Below are 19,267 nucleotides of genomic sequence, written 5' to 3'. Positions count from 1 at the left end.
CCCCACAAAAGCGCGGTATTTCCCCCCCCCCTCAACTTCAGCACTCTCCCACAAAAATCCCTTAAAAACTCAACATCATGATACACCCCACCTCCCAAGCCTTAACACGTGATTGATCCCTCAAAGAGGCTCGACCAAAGCACGACCAGCCACCCAGCACACGCCCTTGACGCATCATCGCCCTCTACTAAACACCTTCCAGTATCACAAGCACCTAACCAGCCCGATAACCTCTAAACGCCCTTGACTATCATCCCTCAAAACAGCGCCCCCTTCCAAGACAGAAAACTTCTCTCACCCGCCTTATATTTTCCAATATCACATGCTTGAATTTCCTTAAGGTCACGCTTCAAGACCACGCTTTTCTGATTGGGGCTCTTTTGACTTCACGGGAACAATCTCAATCCGCGAAATTGTTTTGACATTTCCTTCTCCCGTCACTTGCAGAGGCAAAACTTTTGCTAACAGCGAAAAAAAAGGCACAGGATTATTCAGGGCATGATATTGCAAATAAGACACGAGCCCATCCTCCCCATACTGAGATCCAGCCTGCTCAGCAGCTGTAAGTAAGGCTTCATTAAACCGCCTTGTTGTTTTATTCAAAGTCCCTTTTTTTCGTCCTCTTCGACGTAAGGGAAGACAATTTTTCTCAGCCATCATCATGTTCCTTTCAATCAAGAAAAACCAATTCCATGCCATGAAACAATGCCATGAAAATCAGCAACAAACCTTCAAAACCACCCCCCACAAGCCCAAAGCTCAAAGCCCCAAGCAAAAAGCCAAAATCTGCCATAATGCCGAAACCATCAACTCCAAACCTCTCATCCCCTTCCACACCCTCACAAAAGGACAACACGCCCTAAAAACCCACACAACGTGTAAATCCTCCACGACCTAAAACTTCGCCTTCCTTTTTTACAGATCCACACCTTTACGCTTTTGCATTTTTACAGAAAAATCCTTCAAACAAACACCTCACACCACTTTAGTCAACACTAGTTTATTAACAATCGGGCTTCTTATGGAGCAAAATATCCCCTACGAACTTCAGATTATCACCCTTCAAACGGATAGTCCTTCATAAAACACGCCTTATCCTGAATATTCCTGCTCTCTTCACCACACCTCAGAACAACACTGTTTTATGAATGTGCAGCATCGCCAATGTTTTAATTTTTCTTGCCAATCTTTTGAAATTACTTTATCACTTAAAAGATATTTTGACCGTCCACGCAACGGTCAATAAGGGAACTAAAAGCCCTAAATCCGAGCGTACAAATAAACCTACTGTTGTGGGTGTCCCGGAATTCCGGGAGTTTTTGCTATGTCCAGGTGCTTTCTAGCACTAAAAGCAAAAAAGCTGACTCGGATTCAGTACTTTTAGACTCCCGGAATACTCATGCGAGGGCGCTCGCAACCGGCGGGGGGCATAAAGTGCAAACCAAAAATTCACATTTTAATGATATTTCTATTGGCAAAAGAATTCGTCATAGAAGAATTTCAATGCGGCTTTCTCAAAAGGAATTAGGAAACCATTTAGGTGTCAGTTTCCAACAAATCCAAAAATACGAAAAAGGCTTCAACCGTGTAAGCGCAGGGCGGCTACAGGAAATTGCCAACGCGCTAGAGGTTCCCATTACCTTTTTTTATGCGGATATTTCAAAAGAAGATATTCCAGAAAATCTCTCACACAATGATCAAGAAATCTATAGCGAAAAAGAACAGACCCTTGTGAAAACTTTTAGAGAACTCCACCCTAAAAAACAAAAGGCGATTTGGTGGTTAATTTCCGATTAGATAAAAACGCCCACAAAGCTCCAATCCTTTACTTCATACAGATCCACGTTTTCACGCTTTACCATTTTTACGAAAATGGACCACCACCCTGCTCACTAAACGATAACCAAAATCTTGCCCAGCCCCTTTGGCTCTCCACTTCATGTGCTTCAGATTACCACCCTTCAAACAACGCTGTTTGATAGTAAAATTTTAAAGCAGAAAAACGCTCATCATCTAAAAATGATGAAGCAGTGCGTTTTACATATCCTCTATCTTTGCTTAAACAGCAAAGGAAAACACCCAATCAGTTTTTTAAATACCCCCCCCGCCTAAAGTTCTCCATGCCTGATATCACCGCCCTAAACGACGGTGTTTTACGGCATGATAGGATAATATTTGACATTAAAAATTATTTGTATTGACCTCCACCCCGCCCTAAAGGACGAGGATTCCTACCAGCGCCGATCTCTTGAACAGTTCGGCTTCTCTCAGCGGGTTCCTACTGCTGACCACTCATGCGGTTCACTTCATAGGCTCTACGGGCAAGCCCTGCCCTGAAATATTCATATTGTTTCAGAGAGCGTTTGCCCACGTGACAATATATTCAATGCACCAACAAGATCGGCATTATTACTATAGCCACACTCTACACATGTAAAAGTAGCCTGTGTTTGCCGATTTTCTTTAGAAACATGACCACAACAAGGACAAATCCGACTTGTATTATGCGGCGGTACAGACATTAACATACCACCTTGCCATTGGCTTTTGTAATCAAGTTGTCTTCTAAATTCAAACCAAGATTGATCTAAAATCGAGCGATTCAAACCTGATTTCTGTTTCACATTGCAACCCGGTTCTTCTACTGTACCTTTTGCCGATTTAGACATATTGCATACTTGTAAATCTTCAATGTAAATCCTTGCGTGGCTTTTGCTGATTTGACTTGAAATTTGATGCAAAAAATCTTTACGACAATGAGCAATCTTGTAATGCAAATGAGCGATTTTCGCTTTTACTTTCCTCCAATTTTGACTAAATTTCACTTTATTTTTAAGTTGTTTTTGCAGACGAGCTAATTTGTCTTTTTGCGTTTTAAAAGCATTGAGAGGTTTAAAAAAATGACCATCAGAAAGTGTTGCAAAACGCACAACCCCCATATCAATACCAATTTCTCCACCGGTGTGGAAGGGAATCTCAACCTCACATTCGGTTTGAATACTCACAAAAAAATGACCACATTTTTGACTAACCGTGATATTTTTGACTTTTCCTGTAATCATACGACTGTTGCGATAGCGAATCCAACCAATTTTTGGTAAATACAAACGATTATTGTCCTGTTCAACCTTAAAACCTTGTGGAAAACGGATACTTTCTTTCACGCCTTTTTTCTTAAACTTTGGAAAATCTGCCCGGTTTTGAAAGAAATTTTTAAATGCACTCTCAAGATCTTTTAAAGATTGCTGTAAAACTTGTGAATGGCATTCTGTAAGCCAATGCAGCTCTTGTTTCCATTGTGGTAACAGATTTGCAATTTGCGTATAGCGGAACTTGAAGTCATTATCCTGTTTATATTGCTCATTTTGCCATGCTAAAGCCCGATTATACACCACACGTGCACACCCACAAAACTTCTTAATTTTGCTAATCTGCTCACCATTGGGCAAAATCTCAAATTTAAAGGCTTTGCGTAATTGCATAGGATCTGTTAAATATCGGCTCTTTTTATTACTTCACTTTTAATACCTTATACTTAATTTATGAAAAAAGAAACTAAATTAAAACGCAAACGACACTGTGTTTTTAATCTACATGTCCATTTAGTCTTCGTAACGAAGTATCGTAGAAAAATTTTTACTAAAGAAATGTTAGAAGACTTACATGTTATTTTTAAAAATGTTTGTCTTCACTTTGAAGCAGAATGTGTTGAATTTGATGGAGAAAGTGATCACATTCACCTGCTTATCAATTACCCTCCGAAAGTTTCTATCTCCACACTCGTTAATAGCTTAAAAGGTGTTTCCAGTAGAATGTTAAAGCAAAAAAAGTCACTCATGAAACAAAGAAAACTATGGAGTAATAACCTTTGGTCACCATCTTATTTCGCCAGTAGCTGTGGTGGTGCACCAATTAACATTATCCGTCAATATATCCAACAACAAAACACGCCTACCTAGCTCTATAATAATCCCTCAACACTCCAGCTTTCCTTAAAGCACGTTCCCTCTATTGACTTCAGGTCACGCCCCTCAAAGAACAGTGTTTTACGGCATGATGGGATAATATAAATATCAATCGAGATTTTCTTTTAGGTATATGCGTAGATTGATTTCCCAATTTTCCCCCCATTTAATTCCAGCGTTTGCTATACACCTATATACAATACAAAAAAACAAATATACGAAGAATCTTACGCTTGTTTTCTTAAAGAGAATGACCTTTATCGCGTGAAAGATCTATACTAATAGCTTTAGCTTGCATTTTTTCGTAGAGCTTCCGCATTACCTTCATATTATTCATCCGCATATCAAGGATAGACTTTTCAATATCTGTTAAACGCCCTTTATCGAGATTTCCCAATCGTGTATAATGTGATGCCATTGCTCGTTGAGCTCCATCATAAGGCAATCCATTTTTACGAAGCTTTGGTAGATTATGTCCCCTATTAATTATGTCATATTGCTTAGGATCAGAAACAATCATTACATGATCTTTAATAACATCTATTTCCGCTAAAGCCGTTCTGAGACTCCCTGCCATAGACTTACTATTGGTATATCTAAACAAATCATTTTTTACAATTTTTTGTTCTGTACTAATAAGTAATGACAAGTTATTACTACGTCCAACATCACAAACATGATCATACAATTCATTCCACACACTACATAACTTCTTAGACGCTAATGTTTGAGCTCGACTTTCTATATAGTTATTTTCACGGAAAAAAATCTTTTCTATCTTATCATCTTCTTTAGAAATAATCGCCTCCTATCATAACACCTTTGTCTAACCAATCTGGACCATATTTCTCATCAGCTTTTTTTGTAGAAAATCCCATATCACGAATAAATTGTGCTCCACGTTCAGATCTAAGAAACAAAAGTGTATGTGCTGGAGGCTCAGTCATTGCCAACCATTCCCATGCTGCGTTGCCATCACCGGCATAATCTGCCGCTTCTGACTCGGCTGTATAAATACCATCTTGATCTAAACCGCCTGCTCGTAATTCCTCGCGTTCAGCATCAGTCATATAACTTCTGGGTAATTTCTTTTCCATAGAAAACTCCTTTTGGTAATACTTATTCATATTTAATTTAATAGTTGAATCTGGTCAATTAAAGTTCCTCTAATTCTTTAAAGAGAGCTGTCTTTTAAGCCTAAATTGACCTCCCCCCGGCCTAAAGTTCTCCATGCCTGATATCACCACCCTCAAAGAACAGTGTTTTACGGCATGATGGGATAAAACACTCTGCGAATGGAAGTTTCACAATCTCTTGTTGAAATATCCTCTATAGAGATATACCGTGTCAGGAAACCGCTATTAATGGAGAATTTATGAGCACGATCCCCTCTTATCCTGTTACCCCGAACCTACAGTTGATATACGTATCAAACATAGAGCATTCTACCGCTTTTTACAAATTCATCTTCAAAAAAGAGCCTGTATTCATCTCGCCACGCTATGTTGCATTTACTTCTTCGGGTGATGCCCTCTTTGCTCTCTGGTCTGGAGGCGATACGCCTGAGGAAAATGTGCCTCGTTTTTCAGAAATCGGCATTATGTTGCCTCACGGAGAGGACGTAGATAAACTCTATACAGAATGGCAAGAACAAACCACCGTTGAGATAAATGTCTTGAAAGAACCCTATACGGATGTATTTGGACGAACCTTCCTCATCAAAGATCCCGACGGTCATCTTATTCGTGTTTGTCCACTGGATTAAAAAACTTTAAGACCTGATCTTTAATTGCCTGAATTTTGACTTCCACTCCTCTCACCTTAAAGGACGAAGACTTCATCCAGCGCCATTTTTTTGAATAGTCTAGCTTCTTCTAAAGAAGAAGCCGGATTTTTCACTTCGAGGTCCCCCCTCAAAGCAGAGTGTTTTATCAAGCTTGTCCAGCCAGCCCTAAAAGATTTTTTCTCTCGTCATCCCTCTTCATCTAAGCCCCCTGCTCCATTCACAGACTCCTTGCCCCACAAGCCTCTCATCCCATTCCACGCCATAACAAAAGGACAACACGCCCTAAAAACCCACACAACGTGTAAATCCTCCACGACCTAAAACTTCGCCTTACTTTTTTACAGATCAACGTTTTTACGCTTTTACATCTTTACAGAAAAATCCTTCAAACAAACATCCCACACTACTTTAGTTAACACTGGTCCATTAACAATCGAGCTTCTTATGTCGCAAAATATCCCCTACGAGCTTCAGATCATCACCCTTCAAATGGATAGTCCTTCATAAAACACGCCCGAATATTTCCTGCTCTCTTCACCACACCTCAGAACAGCACTCTTTTACGAGTGTGCAACATAGCCAATGTTTTCATTTTTCTTGCCAATCTTTTGAAATTACTTTATCACACAAAAGGTGCTTTGATCGTCCACGCAGCGATCAATAGGGAGTTGAAGCCTGAAAAGCCTAATACATGAATTTGTCCCGCTTTGCGGGAATCCCGGAATTCCGGGAGCTTTTGCACTGTCCAAGTGTGTCTAACACACTAAAAGCAAAAGGCTGATTAGGCTCAGTACTTTCAACCTCCCGGAATACGCATAAGAGGGCGCTCGCGACCGGCGGGGGGCATAAAGTGCAAACCAAAAATTCACATTTTAACGATATTTCTATTGGTAACGCCCACATATTGCCAACTTTATTCCCATTCTCTTGACACTTGCGAAATTTTTAACCTTCCTGCCCATAAAGAACAAAAAAACACTGATCTTTAAATATTTAAACAACAGTCTATAAAAAATCTGCCTTCCCTTAAAGCAAGCTCTCTCTATTGACTTCAGACCACCATATCTCAGAACAACACTCTTTTACGAGTGTGCAGCATAGCCAATATTTTCATTTTTCTTGCTAATCTCCTGAAATTACTTTATCACTTAAAAGATATTTTGATCGTCCACGCAACGGTCAATAAGGGATAGTAAAGCCCTAAGTTCTAAAAAATTAGCTCACTATGTGAGCTTCTCAGATTCCGGGAGATTTTGCACTGTCCAGGTGCTCGACCGCACTAAAAGCAAAATGCTGATTAGAACTCAGTACTTTACTACTCCCGGAATACGCATAAGAGGGCGCTCGCAACCGGCGGAGGACTTGAAACGATATTTCTTATCAAGCAAAAGAATTCGTCATAGAAGAATTTCAATGCGGCTTTCTCAAAAGGAATTAGGAAGCCATTTAGGCGTCAGTTTCCAACAAATCCAAAAATACGAAAAATTCTTCAAACCAACACCCCACATCACTTTAGTCAACACTAGTTTATTAACAATCAGGCTTCTTATGAAGCAAAATATCCCCTACGGACTTCAGATCATCACCCTTCAAACGGATAGTCCTTCATAAAGCACGCCTTAACATTCCTGCTCTCTTCACCACACCTCAGAACAACACTCTTTTATGAGTGTGCAACATAGCCAATGTTTTAATTTTTCTTGCTAATCTTTTGAAATTACTTTATTGATTAACGCGTGTTTTTGATCGTCCACGCAACGGTCAAATAGGGAGTTGAAGCCCGAAAACTCAAATATTAATTTACCCCACTGTTGTGGGTGTCCCGGAATTCCGGGAGATTTTGCTATGTCCAAGTGTGTCTAACACACTAAAAGCAAAATGCTGATTTGAGTTCAGTGCTTTCAACCTCCCGGAATACTCATGCGAGGGCGCTCGCAACCGGTGGGGGGCATAAAGTGCAAACCAAAAATTCACATTTTAATGATATTTCTATTGGCAAAAGAATTCGTCACAGAAGAATTTCAATGCGGCTTTCTCAAAAGGAATTAGGCAGCCATTTAGGTGTCAGTTTCCAACAAATCCAAAAATACGAAAAAGGCTTCAATCGTGTAAGCGCAGGGCGGCTACAGGAAATTGCCAAGCTACTGAAGGTTCCCATTACCTTTTTTTATGCGGATATTTCAAAAGAAAACATTCCAGAAAATCTCTCACACAATGATCAAGAAATCTATAGTGAAAAGGAACAGACCCTTGTGAAAACTTTTAGAGAACTCCACCCTAAAAAACAAAAGGCGATTTGGTGGTTAATTTCCGATTAGATAAAAACGCCCACAAACATTATTCGTCGCTTTCCCCCTGGACCTAAAGCTTTTGATATCGGATATCACCCGCCTCCAATAATGTACAGCAGCCTCCCAATGGAGAAGGACACTCTCTTGCAACATCGCCTCTTGTTCAGCCTGCCCTTGTTCAGCTCGCATTGACAGCATCAGAGAGCAACAAAGCAACAAAATCTTGGGAAAAAACCTTGAGCACCCACACCCTATTCTCTTCTCACCCATCGTCTTCGCAATGCCATCTTCGCAATAGCTCTTATACGGGGCTCTCAATCTGCTCTGGTTTAAAGATACAATTCCGATTGTGCCATTATGATACCTTTTTACATTAACCTTGTCAAGTTTTTATATTGTTCTTTTAATATTTTGTGTCATTCTTTCTCATAATCATCTCTCTCATGCAACCAGAATGCCCAAAACATAAAGCACAAAATAAACCATCATTATGTTGCTCATTCACGCATTTTTGAAAAAACATACCTTACTGCTTTTGCCATTTCTCGACAGCACACGGCAAAATAATACTCAATTCCTCACAATCATAAAAACCAACCTCTTCCCCTTCGCACTCTCTCCCCTTCACTCTCTCCCCCCTCTCTTATAGTAACCACGCCCCCCTCCATCCCATTCTCTCCCATTTTGACACTTTCTCCTCCCTCTCTCTGCTTCCTCTCCTCTCTCATCAACACACCAATACGCGCGCCCTCTTCATACCAATTTGTTTCCTCCCCCAATTTGTTTCCTCCATTGACAAAATCTCCACCTCCAAATCCTCTCTCTCCTCAACACATCAGACAAAAGCCCCAATACGCCTCCAAAGCCTATACAACGCCTAAATCCCCCATAACCTTGAACCTCCCCTTCATTTTCACAGATATACATTTTTACGCTTTTACAGCTTTACAGAAATCAGCCAAATGAAACATCCACCCAGCCCCCCAAAAGACAAAACCAACCACCACACACCGCTCTATAAATAACAGTGTGTGCGTAAATAATCCAAATGCTTTCCTAGCAGATTTTCACCATTGTCCATTCAAGCAGAGCAGCACACTGTGCATGCCGCTCAAAAACAACGGTGTTATGGCATAAGAGGATTATCGCCCCTTCTATCCCGTGGAATTTCCCCCCACTTATGTTTCAGGCGAAAAATCCAAGCGATCCCCTTGTTTTGTAACTGTCACCACCGTTTCATCGTGAATTTCTCCAAATAAGATTTTTTCTGCAAGCGGATCTTGAATTTCCTTTTGGATAATCCGTTTAAGGGGGCGTGCTCCATAAAGGGGGTCATAGCCTTTATCGGCAAGGAATTGTCGAACTTCTGGTTTGATGTGCAAGGTTATGTTGCGTTCATTGAGCAAATTTTGCAAATGTTGTATCTGAATATCAACAATCGCTTCCATATCTTTGCGTTGCAACCGCTGAAAGAGAATAATCTCATCAATACGGTTTAAAAACTCCGGACGGAACGCGGCTTTGACAACATTCATCACATCGTCTTTTGCTTGATCAACCGTTTGTCCTTCCGGCAAAGCGGTTAAAAATTCAGCACCAAGATTAGAGGTCATAATCAACAAAGTATTACGAAAATCGACCGTTCTGCCCTGACTATCGGTCAAGCGCCCTTCATCCAACACTTGCAGCAGCAGATTAAAGATATCCGGATGTGCCTTTTCAATTTCATCAAAGAGAATAACTTGATAAGGTCTTCTTCGTACAGACTCCGTTAGCACGCCGCCTTCTTCATATCCGACATATCCGGGCGGTGCCCCAATGAGCCGCGCCCCCGCATGTTTTTCCATATATTCTGACATATCAATACGCAACATAGCATTGGGATCTTGAAAAAGAAAAGCTGCCAAAGCTTTGGTAAGTTCGGTTTTTCCCACACCGGTAGGTCCCAAAAACATGAAAGAACCCAGAGGACGATTAGGATCTTGCAACCCCGCCCGCGCCCGCCGGACAGCCCGCGCCACCGCTTGAACCGCTTCCCCCTGTCCCACGACACGGGTCGCAATTTCATCTTCCATACGCAAGAGTGCTTCACGTTCTGCTTCCAACATCCGATCAACAGGAATACCGGTCCAGCGAGAAACAATCCGCGCGACATGTTCAGCGGTCACCGTTTCTTCAACGAGATGATTTTTTTGGTCATCATTTTCGGCTAAGGTTAATTGTTTTTCAAGTTCCGGAATAACACTATAAGCCAGTTCGCCTGCGCGTTGGAATTGTCCATCGCGCTGTGCAATTGCCAAAGCATTGCGTGCTTCTTCGAGTTGTTTTTTCAAATCAGCCGCATGCCCTAATTTTTGTTTTTCAGCCTGCCAAGCGGTTGTCATTTCAGCGGACTGTTGTTCCAATGTTTTGAGTTCTTCCTGCACATTGTTCAAACGTTCTTTTGCTGTAGGTTCAACATCTGTTTTCAAAGCTTCCCGTTCGATTTTCAACTGTAAAATACGCCGATCGAGAGCGTCTAATTCTTCAGGCTTTGAATCAACCTGCATACGCAAGCGTGCAGCAGCTTCATCAATCAGATCAATAGCTTTATCGGGCAAGAAACGATCAGTAATATAACGGGAAGAGAGTCGTGCAGCAGCAATTAAAGCGCTATCTGCCAAACGCACTTTGTGGTGCTGTTCATATTTTTCTTTAATCCCACGCAAGATAGAAATCGTATCCTCCAGCGATGGCTCAGGTACGAAGACCGGTTGGAAACGTCTAGCAAGAGCAGCATCTTTTTCGACATATTTTCGATATTCATCCAGGGTTGTTGCCCCCACACAATGGAGTTCTCCACGGGCAAGAGCCGGCTTTAACAAGTTGGAAGCATCCATCGGACCATCAGACTTTCCAGCCCCCACAAGGTTATGCAATTCATCAATAAAGAGAATAATCTGCCCATTTTCGGCTTGTACTTCTGCCAGAACGGCTTTAAGACGTTCTTCAAATTCGCCGCGATATTTTGCGCCCGCAATAAGCGCGCCCATATCCAGAGCATAGAGTTGTTTATCGCGCAAAGTTTCTGGAACATCGCCATTGATAATACGCAGCGCCAACCCTTCAACAATAGCGGTTTTTCCCACCCCTGGCTCCCCAATCAACACGGGATTATTTTTTGTCCGCCGTGAGAGCACCTGAATAGTGCGTCGAATTTCTTCTTCTCGCCCAATAACCGGGTCGAGTTTTCCCTCACGGGCATCTTTTGTAAGATCACGAGCATATTTTTTCAAGGCATCATATTGCCCCTCCGCATGGGGGCTTGTTGCTGTTTTACCTTTTCGCAGGTCATTAATTGCCTGATTAAGCGCCTGCGGGGACAAGCCTGCTTTTGTGAGTATATCGGCGGTTTTTGCGGATTTTTCCATCAACAGCGCTTGCAACATGCGCTCGACAGTGACAAATTGATCCCCAGCTTTTTGTGCGAGCTCCTCTGCCAACGCGAAGACTTTTGCCACCGGCTGCGAGAGATAGAGTTGTCCATTTCCCCCTTGCACTTTTGGCAAAGCTTCAAGTGCTTCTTTAAGTGCTTTTTGAATAAGCTTGAGATCTCCCCCTGCTTTTTGGATCAGCGATGCTGCCAATCCTTGGGGATCATCTAACAACACTTTCAAGAAATGTTCCGGCATAAACTGCTGATGATCAGAAGCCAAAGCGTTATTTTGTGCTGATTGTAAAAACCCTTGCACGCGTTCGCTATATTTTTCCAAGTTCATTTTTTTCCTTTCTCAGAGCAACTTTTTAGGCATCTTTTTTTCATCATCGCCCCTTTGGTCATCGCCCCAGCCCTTTTATTTTCTCAAAACACTAAACCAAAAGCTCTCCCCAGCATGTCATAAAGACTGCCTCACCACACGAACACCAGAAACGTTGAAGCATGAAGAACTGTCGTGTTAAAATGAATATGGGATGTGATCTAAACGAGTGCAAGAGCAAAAATACGAAAGAAAAAAGAAGGACAAGAAACGCGTGCAAAAAAGTATCATAGAACCGAAAAATCAAGTGCTCCCAAAATGAATTTCATCCCTTGCGACAAATTGCCCATCGCTTAAAAACATTCAGAAGAACGCCTTTAAGAAGAACATGAAAGCCTCCTTAGAAAAATTGACTTTACCCCGCCATAGGCGCCCCACTTCCTCCAACACAGCCCCAACATAAATCTTCCCTCCTTCCATCAACACACCAATACCCTTAACGCGCCTCTTCTTCTCAAACTTGTCTCCCTACGAACAGACTCTCTCCTCCAATCACGCTCCTCCATCCCATTCTCTCCTCCCTCTCTCTGTTTCCTTTTCTTTCCCATCAACACATCAATATGCGCCCCCCCTTCTCTATCCCAGCTTGTCCCTCCATTAACAAACTCTTCACTCCCCAATCCTCTCACATCATTCCACACTATAGCAAAAGCCCAAACCCCGCCCCCAAAGCTTGCACAACACATAAAATCCTCCACGGCTTAAAACGCCCTCTCCCCTTTTTACGATTTCACGTTTTTACGCTTTTCCATTTTCACTCAAAAGCAACCAAATAAAACTTTCCCCTCTCTCCCTTCAAAAAGCCAATTCCCCCAAAGGACAAAACTTTCCCCACCCCACTCTATAATCAACAATCCAACCTCTTGCCCCTCCGCGCGCGCTCAAAGCTCTCCCTCAAAAACATGGAACAGACAAGACAACATAAGCCTCATCCTGATCACTTCATATGATCCAGATCCCCCTCTAAACAATAGCGCTTCATAAAGCACGCCTTTCTCCATCCCACCCGATCCCAAATAACGCTCTTCATCGCTCTGTAAAGAGCCATTTTTTTCACAATATAAGAAGATAATTCTTAAAGCGCCAAAAAATATTTTCACCTTCCCAATATTTTCATTTTTCTTGCTAATCTTTTGAAATTCCTTTATTGATGAGAACGTGTTTTTGATCGTCCACGCAACGGTCAAATAGGGATCTAAAAGCCCGAAAGCTTAATACATGAATTTATCCCGCTTTGCGGGTATCCCGGAATTCCGGGAGATTTTGCTATGTCCAGGTGCTCGACCGCACTAAAAGCAAAAAGCTGATTAAGCTCAGTACTTTTAGACTCCCGGAATACCAATGCGAGGGCGCTCGCAACCGGTGAGGGGAAACAAAGTGCAGACCAAAAATCCACAGTTTCAAGCCAAAAGCCCACATTTTATTGACGTTTTAATCGGCAAAAGAATTCGTCACAGAAGAATTGCCATGGGGCTTTCTCAAAAGGCTTTAGGAAGCTTTTTAAGGGTGAGCTTTCAACAAATTCAAAAATATGAAAAAGGGTTAAACCGTGTAAGCGCAAGCTGTTTACTAGAAATCGCTACAAAACTACAAGTCCCTATAAGCTTTTTTTATGCGGATATTGTCACAAAGGATGTTGTTACAAAAGAAAATCTCTCAAATCCTGATCAATACATCTATAGCACAAAAGAATTTGCCCTTTTAAAAAATTTCAGAGAGCTGCCCCACAAAAAACAGCAGGCGATTTGGTGTCTAATCTCTGATTAGATATAAACATTCTTCGCGTATATCCCTCCCCCAGCTTTAAATTCCCCATACTGCCCACAAAGAGCAATGTTTTAAGGCATGATAGGATAAATTTATCATAGAAGAGAAAAAGGCGCTAAGCTTAAAAAAGTAAGCCCCATTATTCCTATAACAATAACACCATCACGATCTTAAGGCACAAGATTAAGAAAGGAGTCTTGCTGAGAACCCATTTTGCGTTAGCAGGTCTATTGCTAATTTATCAAATGAAACAAATGTTTCACCACCTAGCCAATGTCCCTCATAAGATATAATTCCATCAGCAAAATCTCCACCAGCCTCAAGCATAGCAAGTCCTGCTTCAACAGCTGGTCGATTCATGACAACATTACGCGTTGCAAGAAGATCACGAACCATCAAAGCAACCTCTTCTTTTGATAATTTTGCCCCGCGGCGAAGTATCCAAATAAGTTCGCAAAGACAAGGCAAAGAAATAGCAATGAGAGAAGCTTCCCTTAAGATCTTACTTGCTATTTCACCTTGTTTTTTATCATCTTGTAAAACAGCGCGGGCTAGAACATTTGTATCTACAGAAATCTTCATTTTTTCCCCGCCCAACCAGAGGCAGCAATTTCGTTCATTTCTTCCACAGTCAGTGTTTTTGTACCTTTTCCGGCAAATCGTCCAATAAAGCTATCAATTGTGCCTGTAGGCTGAGCTGCTTTTATACGAAGTTCACCCCCTGGTAACTTGTCAAAGTTGATGCGCTCCCCTGGTTTAACACCAAGGTGCTGGAGTAAATCCCGCTTCAGCGTCACTTGTCCTTTTGCTGTAACAGTTAGTGAAGGCATAGAAAAATCCTCTTAATATAGATATCGTTATTGAGTATATATAAAAAATAATGAAAAATTCAATTACTTTTTAAAAATTGCCAAAGGGCTATGGGGCAGATCCTGAACATGAGGAATTGTAAGATATAGTCGTTTTCATACCGGCAATGCCTAATTATCCCCGAAAAATAGGAGACCCTGAACGCTCACAGCATTAAACAACGCTGCTTTATAGCATTAAGAGAATGTGTAGAATTGAAGATGATCATACTTCATCTATCACTGACACAAATACGATCAATAGGAAAAGCTTTTAAAGCAGAAAAACACGCACCATTGAAAAAAATTTAAAGTCGGAGGTTGTACGCACCCTCCACCTTTTGCTTAAAACAGCAAAGAAACGCCCAATCAGTGGTCAAAACACCTCCTCCTAAAGCGGCCCCATACCTGCTAATATCCCCCCCCTCAAAAGACAAAGGACAGTATTTCAAAAAGCTTACCAAACAAGCTTTCCCTTAAATATTCAACATGACACGTGCGCAAAACATCTACCCGATATCAACCTCAAAGAGCAGTTGTTTACAGCATAAGAAGATAACGAGATAATTCTTAAAGCTTCAAAAATATTTTCACCTTTCCAATATTTTCATTTTTCTTGCCAATCTTTTGAAATTCCTTTATTGATAAGGACGTGTTTTTGATCGTCCACGCAACGGTCAAATAGGGATCTAAAAGCCCGAAAGCTTAATACATGAATTTATCCCGCTTTGCGGGTATCCCGGAATTCCGGGAGATTTTGCTATGTCCAGGTGCTCGACCGCACTAAAAGCAAAAAGCTGATTAAGCTCAGTACTTTTAGACTCCCGGAATACCAATGCGAGGGCGCTCGCAACCGGTGAGGGGCTTAACATGCAGACCAAAAATCCACAGTTTCAAACCAAAAATCCACATTTTATTGACGTTTTAATCGGCAAAAGAATTCGTCACAGAAGAATTGCCATGGGGCTTACTCAAAAAACTTTAGGGGATTCTTTAGGAGTAAGTTTTCAACAAATTCAAAAATATGAAAAGGGTTTAAACCGTGTAAGCGCCAAATGTTTACTAGAAATCGCTACAAAACTACAAGTTCCGATAAGCTTTTTTTATGCGGATATTGTAACAAAGGATATTGTTACAAAAGAAAATCTCTCAAACCCTGATCAATATATCTATAGCGCAAAAGAATTTGCCCTTTTAAAAAATTTTAGAGAGCTGCCTCACAAAAAACAGCAGGCGATTTGGTGTCTAATCTCTGATTAGATATAAAGCGCACAGCAACATTCTTCGCGTATATCCCTCCCCCAGCTTAAAATTCCCCCATGCCCCATATCCTCTTCACATCATATTTTTTCACAATACAATTTAAGAAGATAATTCTTAAAGCTTCCAACTGCTCTCATTTTCTAGATGTTTTGATTATGCTTGCTAATCTTCTAAGATTATTTTATCAATGGAGTGTCATTGGTCGCTTACGCAACGGTCAAATAGGGATCTAAAAGCCCGAAAGCTTAATACATGAATTTATCCCGCTTTGCGGGTATCCCGGGATTCCGGGAGATTTTGCTATGTCCAGGTGCTCGACCGCACTAAAAGCAAAAAGCTGACTGAGCTCAGTACTTTTAGCCTCCCGGAATACCAATGCGAGGGCGCTCGCAACCGGTGAGGGGAAACAAAGTGCAGACCAAAAGTCCACAGTTTCAAACTAAAAATCCACATTTTATTGACGTTTTAATCGGCAAAAGGATTCGTCACAGAAGAATTGCCATGGGGCTTACTCAAAAGGCTTTAGGAAGCTTTTTAGGAGTGAGTTTCCAACAAATTCAAAAATATGAAAAAGGGTTAAACCGTGTAAGCGCAAGCTGTTTACTAGAAATCGCGACAAAACTGGAAGTCCCGATAAGCTTTTTTTATGCGGATATTGTAACAAAAGATATTATTACAAAAGAAAATCTCTCAAACCCTGATCAATATATCTATAACGCAAAAGAATTTGCCCTTTTAAAAAATTTCAGAGAGCTGCCCCGCAAAAAACAGCAGGCGATTTGGTGTCTAATCGCTGATTAGATATAAAGCACACAGCAACATTCTTCGCGCATATCCCTCCCCCAGCTTAAAATTCCCCATGCTCGATATCACCAAATCCCAAACAATGATATTTTACAACATTATAGGATATCACCAGAATTACAGGATATCATCAGACCTCAAACGACGCTATTTTATACCCTTATAGGGAACAAACATCCCTCCTAAGAATAAGCAACATCAAAGTCTCGAGAAGACCTTTCACCATTCTCAGCAGAATTTTATCTAATTTGACAGGTCTATAGTTTCACTTCTTAAGGCGATTTTTCTGCCAACATTTTTTTATTATCTATTATTTCCTTCTTTTAGACAAACCGCCAAAGGGGTTTCATCTCTTATAAGTACGGACATAATAACGTGTTACTCCAGCCTCATCATAAGAGACAGTAGACAGAAGACCGATACTTGTTGGCATTATTTGATAAGTCAAAATGATACCATTTTGCTGTTTATTTGGTTGATCTGTATAGATCACGCGATATCCATTACGTTGCAACAGATCGATAAATAAAGGCGCAAAATTATCCTCTCTTTTACTTCTTTTCACAATAAGTGTTGTATGAGCTGGCGGTAAAGAATGTTTAAGATTGTGGACAAAATCATGAGCAATTAATTTTATATCAGAGTTAGTAATATTTTGATCAACATAATTTGCCTGATTCATAGATGAGCAACCAGCCACCAGCACAAGTGGTAATGGTAATAAATATCTTGACATCTTAACCCCCTCTCAATTGTATCCTCTCCTAAGGAGTTCTTACACCCAAAAGTTAAGAACACCTTTGCTAAAAAGGATATTAACAATGTATCGGTTTATAATCAAGGGATCATAAATCAATTTTTCACGCATTAAAAAAAACGGCGACTTTCTCTGATAGCCCTCAAAGCGTATCCTTAAAATATAGTGATGCTTCACATACAAAATATGTATGTTAAAAGTACATAAAACACATGGAAGGCATTGCATATCCCTTATGCTATAGGGCACTTATTTTCATGCTATTGCGTATAAACAAAGCCTCCACGTCCTGGGACTTTCCTTCTTTTTTTACGATTTCGCGTTTTTACGATTTTTTATCTTTAAAAAAAAGCAACCAAACGAAACTTCCCCCCTCTCCCTTCAAAAAGCCAATTCCCCCAAAGGACAAAACTTTCCCCACTCCCACTCTATAATCAACAATCCAGCCTCTTGCCCCATGGCCTCTATAGATCAAACGCCCTTCTTCATCTCAACTTGCTCTCTATTCGCAAGACTCTTCACTCCCCAATCCTCTCACACCATTCCGCACCATGGCCAATCAGCTTTCCCATCCCCGCTTCACTCTCCCCAACATCTCTTTCAACCTCATGCTTTTTCGCCAACTCTTCCCCCTCAACGCAAGTATCCCATACCTAATATCCTCTTCACAGAACATTTTTTTTACAATACAATTTAAGAGGACAATTCTTAAAGCGCCAAAAAATATTTTCACCTTCCCAATATTTTCATTTTTCTTGCTAATCTTTTGAAATTCCTTTATCACTTAAAAGATATTTTGATCGTCTACGCACCGATCAAGAGGGAAAACAAGCCCTAAACCTTAGCGTATAATTATGCCTACTCTTGTGGGTGTCCCGGGATTCCGGGAGTTTTTGCGCTGTCCAGGTGCTGTCCTAGCACTAAAAGCAAAAAGCTGACTCGGATTCAGTACTTGTTACTCCCGGAATACCAATGCGAGGGCGCTCGCACGCGGTGAGGGAAACAAAGTGCAAGCTAAAAATTCACAGTTTCAAACCAAAAATCCACATTTTATTGACGTTTTAATCGGCAAAAGAATTCGTCACAGACGCATTGCCATAGGGCTTACTCAAAAGGCTTTAGGAAGCTTTTTAGGGGTGAGTTTCCAACAAATTCAAAAATATGAAAAAGGGTTAAACCGTGTAAGCACAAGCTGTTTACTAGAAATCGCTCAAAAACTACAAGTTCCGATAAGCTTTTTTTATGCGGATATTGTAACAAAAGATATTGTCACAAAAGACCATCACGCACATGATGATCAATACATCTATAGCGCAAAAGAATTTGCCCTTTTAAAAAATTTCAGAGAGCTGCCCCACAAAAAACAGCAAGCGATTTGGTGTCTAATCAGAGATTAGACCAAAGCACACAGCAACATTCTTCGCGTATAAAACCCTTTCAGTAAAATTTATGCACCGCGGAGTATTTCATAAGACACAACAGGATACTGTCACTCTAAAATATTCTTAATTTCTACGCACTTAAAAAAAGTTCCCAACCATCATTGCTCTACAAAGCACCCAATACCCCAACCTCTTGACTCTACACCTACTCTCTCAAATCCCCCCAAAAAAGAACACAGATCAGACAGGACCACCCTCCCTCTCCCCCAAACCTTACCTCACCACACAAAACTCACGCAGCATTTCCCCAACTCTTCTCTTCCTTACACATTCCCATCAACGCACCAACACATCCCGCCCCACTCTCCATTTCCCTTCACCCACTTACCTCTTCTTCCCAACTTCTCTCTTCTTCCAATCATGCCACCCCTCTCCATCCCAATTTGCCCTGCCACGCACAAAACGCTCTCCTCCAGTCACATCTCCCTTTTCATTCCATCAACGCCCCCAACTTACCCCCCCATCCCAACTTATCCCCCCATACACAAGGGTACTCTGCTCTCAAGTACTCGCACCCCATTCCACACTATGGCTAACAACCAAACAA

20 protein-coding genes and 1 pseudogene are annotated in these 19,267 nt (G+C 41.1%); 9 read left to right on the top strand and 12 right to left on the bottom strand.

Annotated features, from left to right (window positions below):
* Positions 1-342: 342 nt before the first annotated feature.
* Positions 343-657: a hypothetical protein gene (locus FS875_RS07670; protein ID WP_144755226.1), complete on the bottom strand. Its 315-nt coding sequence runs from the start codon at positions 655-657 to the stop codon at positions 343-345.
* Positions 658-670: 13 nt separating this feature from the next.
* Positions 671-856, bottom strand: a complete 186-nt coding sequence (locus FS875_RS07665; RefSeq protein ID WP_144755223.1) for a hypothetical protein — start codon at positions 854-856, stop codon at positions 671-673.
* Positions 857-1,434: 578 nt separating this feature from the next.
* Here FS875_RS07665 and FS875_RS07660 point away from each other — a divergent pair.
* On the top strand, positions 1,435-1,797 hold the full coding sequence (locus FS875_RS07660; RefSeq protein WP_144755220.1) for a helix-turn-helix domain-containing protein: 363 nt from the start codon (positions 1,435-1,437) through the stop codon (positions 1,795-1,797).
* Positions 1,798-2,342: 545 nt separating this feature from the next.
* Here the strand turns inward: FS875_RS07660 and FS875_RS07655 are convergent.
* Entirely contained in the window at positions 2,343-3,482 is a 1,140-nt protein-coding gene (locus tag FS875_RS07655; RefSeq protein ID WP_144755217.1) for an RNA-guided endonuclease InsQ/TnpB family protein, read from the bottom strand.
* 60 nt (positions 3,483-3,542) lie between these two features.
* On the opposite strand from FS875_RS07655, the gene tnpA reads away from it, so the two are divergent.
* Positions 3,543-3,959, top strand: a complete 417-nt coding sequence (gene tnpA, locus FS875_RS07650; protein WP_144755215.1) for an IS200/IS605 family transposase — start codon at positions 3,543-3,545, stop codon at positions 3,957-3,959.
* A gap of 247 nt (positions 3,960-4,206) precedes the next feature.
* Here the strand turns inward: tnpA and FS875_RS07645 are convergent, their stop codons facing one another.
* Together FS875_RS07645 and FS875_RS07640 are read right to left on the bottom strand one after the other, a co-directional pair.
* Positions 4,207-4,653 carry a hypothetical protein gene (locus tag FS875_RS07645; RefSeq protein ID WP_246067888.1) on the bottom strand — a complete coding sequence of 149 codons (447 nt, stop codon included), beginning with the start codon at positions 4,651-4,653 and terminating at the stop codon, positions 4,207-4,209.
* Positions 4,654-4,756: 103 nt separating this feature from the next.
* Positions 4,757-5,062: a hypothetical protein gene (locus tag FS875_RS07640; protein ID WP_144755212.1), complete on the bottom strand. Its 306-nt coding sequence runs from the start codon at positions 5,060-5,062 to the stop codon at positions 4,757-4,759.
* A gap of 278 nt (positions 5,063-5,340) precedes the next feature.
* On the opposite strand from FS875_RS07640, the gene FS875_RS07635 reads away from it, so the two are divergent.
* From FS875_RS07635 to FS875_RS07620, 3 genes and pseudogenes are all read left to right on the top strand, one after another.
* Complete coding sequence (locus tag FS875_RS07635; protein ID WP_144755209.1) at positions 5,341-5,730, top strand: VOC family protein; 390 nt, start codon at positions 5,341-5,343, stop codon at positions 5,728-5,730.
* Positions 5,731-7,017: 1,287 nt separating this feature from the next.
* Positions 7,018-7,242, top strand: a pseudogene (locus tag FS875_RS11000) (helix-turn-helix domain-containing protein); the annotation flags it as partial.
* A 464-nt stretch (positions 7,243-7,706) separates the two neighbouring features.
* Entirely contained in the window at positions 7,707-8,069 is a 363-nt protein-coding gene (locus tag FS875_RS07620; protein ID WP_144755228.1) for a helix-turn-helix domain-containing protein, read from the top strand.
* Here FS875_RS07620 and FS875_RS10260 read toward each other — a convergent pair.
* From FS875_RS10260 to FS875_RS07605, 4 genes are all read right to left on the bottom strand, one after another.
* Positions 8,055-8,231: a hypothetical protein gene (locus FS875_RS10260; protein ID WP_166428910.1), complete on the bottom strand. Its 177-nt coding sequence runs from the start codon at positions 8,229-8,231 to the stop codon at positions 8,055-8,057. The genes FS875_RS07620 and FS875_RS10260 overlap by 15 nt on opposite strands.
* 395 nt (positions 8,232-8,626) lie before the next feature.
* Positions 8,627-8,821, bottom strand: coding sequence for a hypothetical protein (locus FS875_RS07615; protein ID WP_246067887.1), 195 nt, complete (start codon positions 8,819-8,821; stop codon positions 8,627-8,629).
* A gap of 399 nt (positions 8,822-9,220) precedes the next feature.
* Positions 9,221-11,800, bottom strand: coding sequence for an ATP-dependent chaperone ClpB (gene clpB / locus FS875_RS07610; protein ID WP_144755206.1), 2,580 nt, complete (start codon positions 11,798-11,800; stop codon positions 9,221-9,223).
* Positions 11,801-12,258: 458 nt separating this feature from the next.
* Entirely contained in the window at positions 12,259-12,525 is a 267-nt protein-coding gene (locus FS875_RS07605; RefSeq protein WP_144755203.1) for a hypothetical protein, read from the bottom strand.
* 691 nt (positions 12,526-13,216) lie between these two features.
* On the opposite strand from FS875_RS07605, the gene FS875_RS07600 reads away from it, so the two are divergent.
* Positions 13,217-13,606 carry a helix-turn-helix domain-containing protein gene (locus FS875_RS07600; RefSeq protein ID WP_208000003.1) on the top strand — a complete coding sequence of 130 codons (390 nt, stop codon included), beginning with the start codon at positions 13,217-13,219 and terminating at the stop codon, positions 13,604-13,606.
* Between the two features lie 183 nt (positions 13,607-13,789).
* Here the strand turns inward: FS875_RS07600 and FS875_RS07595 are convergent, their stop codons facing one another.
* Positions 13,790-14,188: a type II toxin-antitoxin system VapC family toxin gene (locus tag FS875_RS07595; protein WP_144755197.1), complete on the bottom strand. Its 399-nt coding sequence runs from the start codon at positions 14,186-14,188 to the stop codon at positions 13,790-13,792.
* Positions 14,185-14,436 carry an AbrB/MazE/SpoVT family DNA-binding domain-containing protein gene (locus tag FS875_RS07590; RefSeq protein ID WP_144755192.1) on the bottom strand — a complete coding sequence of 84 codons (252 nt, stop codon included), beginning with the start codon at positions 14,434-14,436 and terminating at the stop codon, positions 14,185-14,187. The genes FS875_RS07595 and FS875_RS07590 overlap by 4 nt, the downstream gene beginning before the upstream one ends.
* Positions 14,437-15,324: 888 nt before the next feature.
* Between FS875_RS07590 and FS875_RS07585 the strand changes: the two genes are divergently transcribed.
* Both FS875_RS07585 and FS875_RS07580 read left to right on the top strand, forming a co-directional pair.
* Positions 15,325-15,714, top strand: coding sequence for a helix-turn-helix domain-containing protein (locus FS875_RS07585; protein WP_144755189.1), 390 nt, complete (start codon positions 15,325-15,327; stop codon positions 15,712-15,714).
* 414 nt (positions 15,715-16,128) lie between these two features.
* Entirely contained in the window at positions 16,129-16,518 is a 390-nt protein-coding gene (locus tag FS875_RS07580) for a helix-turn-helix domain-containing protein (protein WP_208000001.1), read from the top strand.
* A gap of 349 nt (positions 16,519-16,867) precedes the next feature.
* On the opposite strand, the gene FS875_RS07575 is transcribed toward FS875_RS07580, so the two are convergent.
* Positions 16,868-17,257 (bottom strand): hypothetical protein, encoded by a 390-nt coding sequence (locus tag FS875_RS07575; protein ID WP_144755183.1) that lies wholly within the window; start codon positions 17,255-17,257, stop codon positions 16,868-16,870.
* Positions 17,258-18,285: 1,028 nt separating this feature from the next.
* Here FS875_RS07575 and FS875_RS07570 point away from each other — a divergent pair.
* Positions 18,286-18,675: a helix-turn-helix domain-containing protein gene (locus tag FS875_RS07570; RefSeq protein ID WP_144755180.1), complete on the top strand. Its 390-nt coding sequence runs from the start codon at positions 18,286-18,288 to the stop codon at positions 18,673-18,675.
* Positions 18,676-19,267 lie beyond the last annotated feature (592 nt).

It is taken from the genome of Bartonella saheliensis, assembly GCF_902162175.1.
The sequence above is the reverse complement of the archived record's forward strand: the minus strand, read 5'-3'. Positions and strand labels throughout refer to the sequence as shown.